This window comes from Cupriavidus sp., assembly GCF_057315035.1.
In genome coordinates this window covers 132,791-140,185 of sequence record NZ_DBHKYV010000019.1, presented here as the reverse complement: position 1 = coordinate 140,185, position 7,395 = coordinate 132,791, and the positions used below count along the sequence as shown (strand labels likewise).

Genomic DNA, 7,395 nt, shown 5'->3' with positions numbered 1-7,395 from the left:
CTGCCGGCCCGCTGGTCAACATCAATATCAACCAGAGCGTGCAGCAGCTTCAGCAGGTGAATGTTGCCGCGTTCAACGACAACAAGATCGTTGGCGTCGATCTGGGCAAGGTCGCGCTCAACATCAAGCCGACGCAATGGGGCGGCAACCTGGCGGCGGTTTGAATCCCGCGCGTCCGGGAGCGGTCCTGTCGCGTGCACCACACATGCGGCAGTACCGGCAGGATCGCTCGCCTATACTGAATCGGGCCCGCGCCTGCCCCGGCGCCGCCCGACCGGAGCCATTGCGCCCGGCCGTGGCAAGGCCCGCATGCTGGAGAACGCCATGGCAGTGATCGTCATCAAGGATTTGTCGGAGAACACGGACCTCGACCGCGAGGCCATGACCGCCATCATCGGCGGCGCACGGCTAGCCGGCAGCTATCGCTGGCAGGCGCACCGACGCCCCTCGCTTACACGATTGATCCAGTATCCGGACGGTTTTCCCGGCACATCGCAAGTTGCAGGGCAGGAACGGGGGACCACGCCAGCGCGCAAGTAAAAAAGAGCGCGCCACGCCACTGGTCGCAGCAACGCGAGAAGAACCAGAAAAACAGCAAGCAAGAAAAAGCCCGCCAAGCAATTGGCGGGCTTTGGTTGCGGACGGGCCCGGACCTCCTGGGTCTGCGTCGCCGGCTAATTCCGGTCATTCCTGTGCCAAGCATGTTTCCCATGGATTCCGCCCATGAAGCGGACGCCCATCCGGACCACCCGGACAGTCGGAGGAAACCTGGCAGTGGCATCAATGACCGCAATGCCGGGGGCGAGCGGCAAGCGAACCTTGCCGGAGGCAGGATCATCGGGACATTGTCGTCGTCCGCCCCATACGGGCATATATGCCCGCGACTGGAGTATAGGCAGCACGCTCCCACATTCAAGCGACGGCCCAGACGCTTCCCGGTTTTACCCGCTTACGTTTGATTACGTTTTGCGATTATCGCGCTGCAACAAAACTGCAGCGGTTCTGTTATACTGCGCGCCGTGAGTTTCGCACTGTGGGTTTTCGCAACACGCCCGGCCAAGTTGCCATGGCGTATCCGCTACCTCCAAGATCTGCTCCCTGCCTCTGTCATCACACGAAGTTTCCGACAGGTGCCTGGCCAGAACGCACCACTCACCTGACGTTGCCTCGTCTCCGATCCTGATGAACAGCCTGAAGTAAATTGCGCTGTTTGCCTGCCAGGGATTTTCGGCCGGTTGCCTGATTGACCAGTCGCTCCCCCCTGCCTGCCGCCGTATTGCCAGCTGAGTCTGTCGTACGGCCTACCGATTGGCGCCGAAGCCTTTTTAAGACTTTGCACTGCGCCCACCCTCGAGCAGCATTGCCCCAGGGTGCCATGCATTTTTTCATACGTACGACATGACCCAGCACGAAGATTTCCGTGCGGAGCAAGCTTTTGCTTCCGCCGCCGACGCATCCGCCACGCCCGCCGCTGCCGTGAGCCCGCTCGACAAGCTCGACGCCCTGCTCAACGCCGATGCAGCCCCGGCCGTCGCCGAAGCGCCGCAAGCGACGGCAAGCGGCTTCGCCAACCTCGGCCTGGACGCCGCCATCCTGCGCGCCCTGGCTGAAGCCAACTACAACAATCCCACCCCGGTTCAGGCCCAGGCAATTCCCGCCTTCCTGGCTGGCCGCGACCTGCTCGTATCGAGCCAGACCGGCTCGGGCAAGACCGCCGCTTTCATGCTGCCCGCGATTCAACGCATCAGCGAGAAGCCGGCCCCGAACCGTCCGACCGAACCCGCCAAGCGCATGAAGGGCAAGCGCCCCCGCCCGGCCGCCGCACAGCCGTCGCTGCTGGTGCTGACGCCGACGCGTGAACTGGCCCTGCAGGTCACCGAGGCAGCAGCCAAGTATGGCCGTCACCTGCGCCGCATCGTCTGCGCCAGCATCCTGGGCGGCATGCCCTACCCGAAGCAGCTGGCCATGCTGTCGCGCATGCCGGACATCCTGGTGGCAACGCCGGGCCGTCTGCTCGACCATATCGAAGCGGGCCGTATCGACCTGTCCGCACTGGACATGCTGGTATTCGACGAAGCCGACCGCATGCTCGACATGGGCTTTGCCGATGACATCGACGCGATCGTTGCCGCCACGCCGGCTTCGCGCCAGACGCTGATGTTCTCGGCCACGCTGGATGCGCGTATCGGCCAACTGGCCTCGCGCCAGCTGCGCGACCCGCAACGCATCGAGATCGCCGCCGCGCGCGCCGACAACAGCAATATCGAACAGCGCCTGCACTTCACCGACGACATGTCGCACAAGGAACGCCTGCTCGACCACCTGCTGCGCGACTCGGGGCTGAAGCAGGCGATCGTGTTCACCGCTACCAAGCGCGATGCCGATTCGCTGGCCGAGCGCCTGTCGGACACCGGTTTTGCCGCTGGCGCACTGCACGGCGACATGACCCAGGGCGCGCGTAACCGCACGCTGACGGCACTGCGCCGCGGCAACCTGCGCGTGCTGGTGGCTACCGACGTGGCCGCACGCGGCATCGACGTGCCCGATATCACCCACGTGGTGAACTTCGACCTGCCCAAGCAGGCTGAAGACTATGTGCACCGCATTGGCCGTACCGGCCGTGCCGGCCGCTCGGGTATTGCGATCAACCTCGTGAACCACGGTGACATGTTCCAATGGCGCCGCATCGAGCGCTTCACGAACAACCGCATCGACGCATCGGTTATCGAAGGCCTCGAACCGCGTCGCACCCCGAAGCCGCGTTCGAACTTCGGCGGCAAGCCGGGCGGCCGTGACGGCTTCCGTGGCAACGGTGGTGGCAATGGCGGCTACCGTGGCAACAGCAACGGCGGTGGCTATCGTGGCAACCGTGAAGGCGGCGAGCGCAGCTTTGGCGAGCGCAAGTTCAGCGATGGCAACCGTGGCTTCGGCGATCGTGGCGAAAACCGTGGCTTCGGTGACCGCGGCGAAAACCGTGGTTTCGGTGATCGTGGCGAACAGCGTGGCTTCGGCGATCGCGGCGAGCAGCGTGGCTTCGGCGACCGTGGCAACGGTGGCTACCGTGGCCAGGGTCAAGGCCAAGGTCAGGGCCAAGGTCAGCAACGCAGCTTCGGCGACCGCAACTTCGGCGGCGAGCAGCGTTCGTTCGGCAACCGCGAAGGCGGCCAGCGCGACGGTAACCGTGGCTTCGGTGGCGAGCGCAGCTTCGGCGACCGCAAGTTTGGTGACCGCGGCGGCGACCGTGGCGGCTTCGGCGGCCAGCGCAACGGCAACGGCAACAGTCGCTCGCGCTACGAGCGCTAAGCGCTTAGCCAGAAAGTAAAAAAGGCACCTGCGGGTGCCTTTTTTATTGCCGGTTTCATTGCTGCCGGGTTAGCTCCCCTCGCCCATGCAATGGGAGAGGGGTCGGGGGAGAGGGCATGGCGATTCATATTGCGACGTGTCGTCGATTGAACCGCTTGCCCTCTCCCCCAGCCCCTCTCCCGCACGCGGGAGAGGGGAGCAAAAAACACAAAACCTACACCGCGCAGGTTCGGAAGCCGACGAAGGACACATCGTCCTCCGGCAGCAGCGCGCTGCGCAGGCGCACATGGCGCAAGCGTGACGGGCTGGCGAACGAAACACCGCGCACAGCCTGGTGCGTGCCGAAGCGGCCAATGATCTCGCCGTCGGTGGGCTCCGCGGCAAAGCCGAGGTACGGCTCATAGGGCGTGGCCGTCCACTCGCGCAAACTACCCCACTGCAGGCCACGATTCTGCGTGGCCGCCAATTCCCACTCCACTTCCTGCGGCAACCGGCGTCCGGCCCACACACACCACGCCTGTGCTTCGAACAGCGTGACGTGGCGCACCGGCTCATCGGGGTTGAGCGTGCGTTCGGTTCCAAAACGCGACGCGACCCAACTGCGGCTGACCGCATGACGCGACCAGTAGCGCGGCGCGGAACGTTCCTGCGTCATCAGCCACTGCCGACCGGCCGTCGACCAGTACGACGGATGCTCGTAGCCGCGATCTTCGACAAACTCCAGGAACTGCGCATTGGTGACCGGTGCCGCATCCATCTCGAACGCCGGCACGTAAATTTTCTGTGCAGGCAACTCGTCTGGCCATGCGAACCCGTCAGCCTCAGCCCAGCCTTGCGTGAAATTGCCGCCCGGAAAATGCAGCGTGCCGGCCGATGACACGTTCGCCGATGGTGCGATCGATGCAGGCTCCGCCGGTGCCAGCCCAAGCGCCTGCAGCAGCGTTGCAATCGTCTCGCCCTGCACATCTTCATGATGCAACGCGCGACGGAAGGGATAGAGCGTGGCGTCGCCATCGTCGGGCAACAACGCAATGCGGCGTAGCAGCCCATCGAGCACCTGCGTGGCGTACTGCTTTACGCGCGCGACATCGGGCAACGCGATTTCCCAACGCTCGTCGGGACCGATTCGCTCGGGATCGAACCACTCGTCGGCGCCATCGAGCAGCGATGGCTCGCTGGCCACCGGCAACCGGATGCCGCCCTGTTCCAGGTGACGCACCCCACGCAGGCACCACCACTCGGCGTGCCAGGCAATATGGCCAAGTGTCCACAGCGGCGGATTGCAGTCGTACTGGCGCGGCACGGTCCAACCCTTGCGCGTTTGCCCGAAAGCACCGAGCCACGCCAGCGTGCGATTACGCGATTCCACCAATGCTTGCGCCAACCCCTCGCGTGGTAACCGGCGCGCATCGGGCCATGCAGCCTTGCCGCCGGTGAAGTGGAGATCGGGAAGCATTGAGAAGCCGCTCATCGAAGAATCCGTGTCAGAGGGGTGAGAAACAAGAAACCAAAAGCCGGATGCACCGGCTGCGCGCATTATGACACTGCACGCCGGCGACTTCCGGCCGGCCCTGTTTCACCCTGCTGACGGCGCGGCTTCCTGTTTGCCGAGTCTGCCGTGTGCGTCTGGTTTTCGCCGATTATCCGCGAGCGTGGAATATCGCGAACCAGCCGCGCGGATCGGTCCAGCTTACCGGGTCGGTAAAGCCCGCCGCTTCGAGCAGGATCGCAAAATCGTCGGGGCGGTACTTGTGCGAGTCTTCGGTATGGATCCGGTCACCGGCGGCAAAGCGCCGCTCACCCTCTGGCCAGCGCACGGTCACGTCGCGCAGCGCTTGCAGATGCATCTGGATCCGCGAGGCCTGCGCATCGAATGTTGCCGCGTGACGCCAGTCTTCCAGCGCGAAATCGCTACCGACGATGCGATTCACGTTGCGCAGCACGTTGCGGTTGAACGCGGCGGTCACGCCCAGCGCATCGTCATACGCGGCCACCAGGGTGTCGGCATCCTTGTACAGGTCCACGCCAATCAGCACGCCATCGCCGGGACCCGCCGCCGCGCGCAGCCGCTGCAATAGCGCCAGCGCATCGATCGGCGCGAAGTTGCCGATACTGGACCCGGGATAGAAAAACAGCCGCCGGCCACGCCGGACACTGTTGGGCAGATCGAGCGGCCCGCACAGGTCGGCACCGAGCCCGAGCATCGGGATCTGCGGGTTCTGCTGCTGCAGGCTGGCCAGTGTGCCGCGCAGGAATTCCACCGAGATATCGAGCGCCACGTACTGGGCGGGTTGCAGGCTCGGGAACAGCCGCGCAGCCTTCTCGCAGTTGCCGGCACCGAGATCGATCAATACGCAGCCACTACCGGCCCGGGCCGCAATTGCGGGGGCCGCGCTGGCGAAAATGGATGCCTCGGTACGCGTGGGGTAGTACTCGGGCAGGTCGGTGATGGCTTCGAAGAGCCGGGAGCCGAGTACGTCGTAGAAGAACTTTGGACTGATATTGGCCTGCGGCCTGCCCAACCCTTGCAGGATTTCGGCGCGCAATGCCCGGCTGTCTTCGCGGTACTGCTGGACGAATTCAGGCTGAAGCACGCCATGGCGCGCATGGCCATTACCGACGACGATGCTAGCCTCAGGCGCGAGCTCGGGCGTGGCCAGATGGTTGTGGTTGGTGCCGTTGTTGGGGGATTTGGGACGGGACGGGTTCAGCGGTGTCTTATTGGGCGTCGTAAGGGCCGACATGACGTTTCCTTGTTGTCGATGGGCACTACGGTGAATCCCTCTCAATAAACCGCGCCAGCACGCGAGGCGGCTGCGGCAGGCACGGGATGCGCAACTGTTCTGTCTGATGCACATCTGCCGGACCAATCCAATTAGCATAGGTGGATATGTCCATGTGTGCGTGACGCGTTGCATCACTTTACAAACTCGATTGCACGGTCTCGGCACGGCATTCGCACGGCATCCATGTAGCAATTTGCATACATACAAACCCCTACCCGGCAGTGCAACATTTTTTTTGCCGTTCCCTTATAATCGCCTCCAACGTGTTCATCGGTGTTTTCCGGTGGCCACGATTTCCTTCCAAAGAGGGAAGTTAAAGGGGAGTAGCTTGGGGGCCCATGCCCTTAGCACAATCGTCATTCCGAAACGCTGACCCGTTTCCGGTTGTGCTGACCCTGGCGCGCATTCCGCGCCAGTTCGTCGAGCAAGACCTTTGCACACCTGGTTTTACGGTTTGCAAAGGCGGCCCCCTACACTTCCGGCGCTCGCTGTAAATCCCAGGTGCAACCAAAAGACCTTGCTGGCCCCAATGGCCCGCAGCTATTCGCACTTGAGGAGCGTACATGGAGTGGTTTACCGATCTGTTCACGATGCAATTCCTGACAGCGCTGCTGTCGATTGTCGTCATTGACCTGGTTCTGGCTGGCGACAATGCCATCGTGATCGCCCTGGCGGCGCGCAACCTGCCGCCTCACCTGCAGAAGAAAGCCATTGTCTGGGGCACTATCGGCGCCGTGGTGGTCCGCTCGGCGATGACCATTGGCGTGGTCTGGCTGCTCAAGATCCCGGGCCTGCTGCTGGTGGGTGGCCTGGCACTGGTCTGGATTGCCTACAAGCTGCTGGCGGCCGAGGAAGATGGCGACGAGCATGGCGCTGGCGCAGCCACGCTGGTGGGTGCAATGAAGACCATCATCATCGCCGACGCGGTGATGGGCGTGGACAACGTGCTGGCCGTGGCCGGTGCGGCCCACGGCAGCTTCCTGCTGGTGGTGCTGGGCCTGCTGATCAGTATCCCGATCGTGGTCTGGGGCTCGAGCCTGGTCCTCAAGCTGATGTCGCGCTACCCGTCCATCATCTACATTGGTGCCGGCGTGCTGGCCTTCACGGCCGTGAAGATGATCCTGGGCGAGCCGATCACCAAGGCGTTCTTCGAGGCGCAACCCATCGTCAAGTGGGGCCTGTACCTGGTGATCGTCGGCGGCGTGCTGGGCGCGGGCTACCTGACGCAGAAGCGTCGCGAAACCCGCCAGACGCCGGTGGAAAGCCACTAACCGGACTGACTGCCACACTGAAAGGCCGCCTGCGG

Annotated in this window: 5 protein-coding genes; 3 read left to right on the top strand and 2 right to left on the bottom strand. The window is 63.7% G+C overall.

What is annotated here, in order from left to right:
- Positions 1–324: 324 nt before the first annotated feature.
- Positions 325–540, top strand: coding sequence for a hypothetical protein (locus tag ACO550_RS22115; protein WP_485994958.1), 216 nt, complete (start codon positions 325–327; stop codon positions 538–540).
- 858 nt (positions 541–1,398) lie between these two features.
- Entirely contained in the window at positions 1,399–3,303 is a 1,905-nt protein-coding gene (locus ACO550_RS22110) for a DEAD/DEAH box helicase (protein WP_315598418.1), read from the top strand.
- A gap of 214 nt (positions 3,304–3,517) precedes the next feature.
- Here the strand turns inward: ACO550_RS22110 and ACO550_RS22105 are convergent, their stop codons facing one another.
- Together ACO550_RS22105 and egtD are read right to left on the bottom strand one after the other, a co-directional pair.
- The gene (locus tag ACO550_RS22105) at positions 3,518–4,774 is read right to left on the bottom strand and encodes an ergothioneine biosynthesis protein EgtB (protein ID WP_315598417.1); all 1,257 of its coding nucleotides are present in this window, start codon (positions 4,772–4,774) and stop codon (positions 3,518–3,520) included.
- A 169-nt stretch (positions 4,775–4,943) separates the two neighbouring features.
- Positions 4,944–6,047 carry an L-histidine N(alpha)-methyltransferase gene (egtD, locus tag ACO550_RS22100; protein ID WP_315598416.1) on the bottom strand — a complete coding sequence of 368 codons (1,104 nt, stop codon included), beginning with the start codon at positions 6,045–6,047 and terminating at the stop codon, positions 4,944–4,946.
- Between the two features lie 605 nt (positions 6,048–6,652).
- Here egtD and ACO550_RS22095 point away from each other — a divergent pair.
- A complete protein-coding gene (locus ACO550_RS22095; protein ID WP_315598415.1) occupies positions 6,653–7,360 on the top strand; it encodes a YjbE family putative metal transport protein in 708 nt (235 codons plus the stop codon).
- Positions 7,361–7,395: the final 35 nt, after the last annotated feature.

Bases quoted from the DNA above. Each gene is read 5' to 3' on its own strand.
- ACO550_RS22115 (WP_485994958.1), top strand. From the start codon at position 325: ATGGCAGTGATCGTCATCAAGGATTTGTCGGAGAACACGGACCTCGAC.
- ACO550_RS22110 (WP_315598418.1), top strand. From the start codon at position 1,399: ATGACCCAGCACGAAGATTTCCGTGCGGAGCAAGCTTTTGCTTCCGCC.
- ACO550_RS22105 (WP_315598417.1), bottom strand. From the start codon at position 4,774: ATGAGCGGCTTCTCAATGCTTCCCGATCTCCACTTCACCGGCGGCAAG.
- egtD (WP_315598416.1), bottom strand. From the start codon at position 6,047: ATGTCGGCCCTTACGACGCCCAATAAGACACCGCTGAACCCGTCCCGT.
- ACO550_RS22095 (WP_315598415.1), top strand. From the start codon at position 6,653: ATGGAGTGGTTTACCGATCTGTTCACGATGCAATTCCTGACAGCGCTG.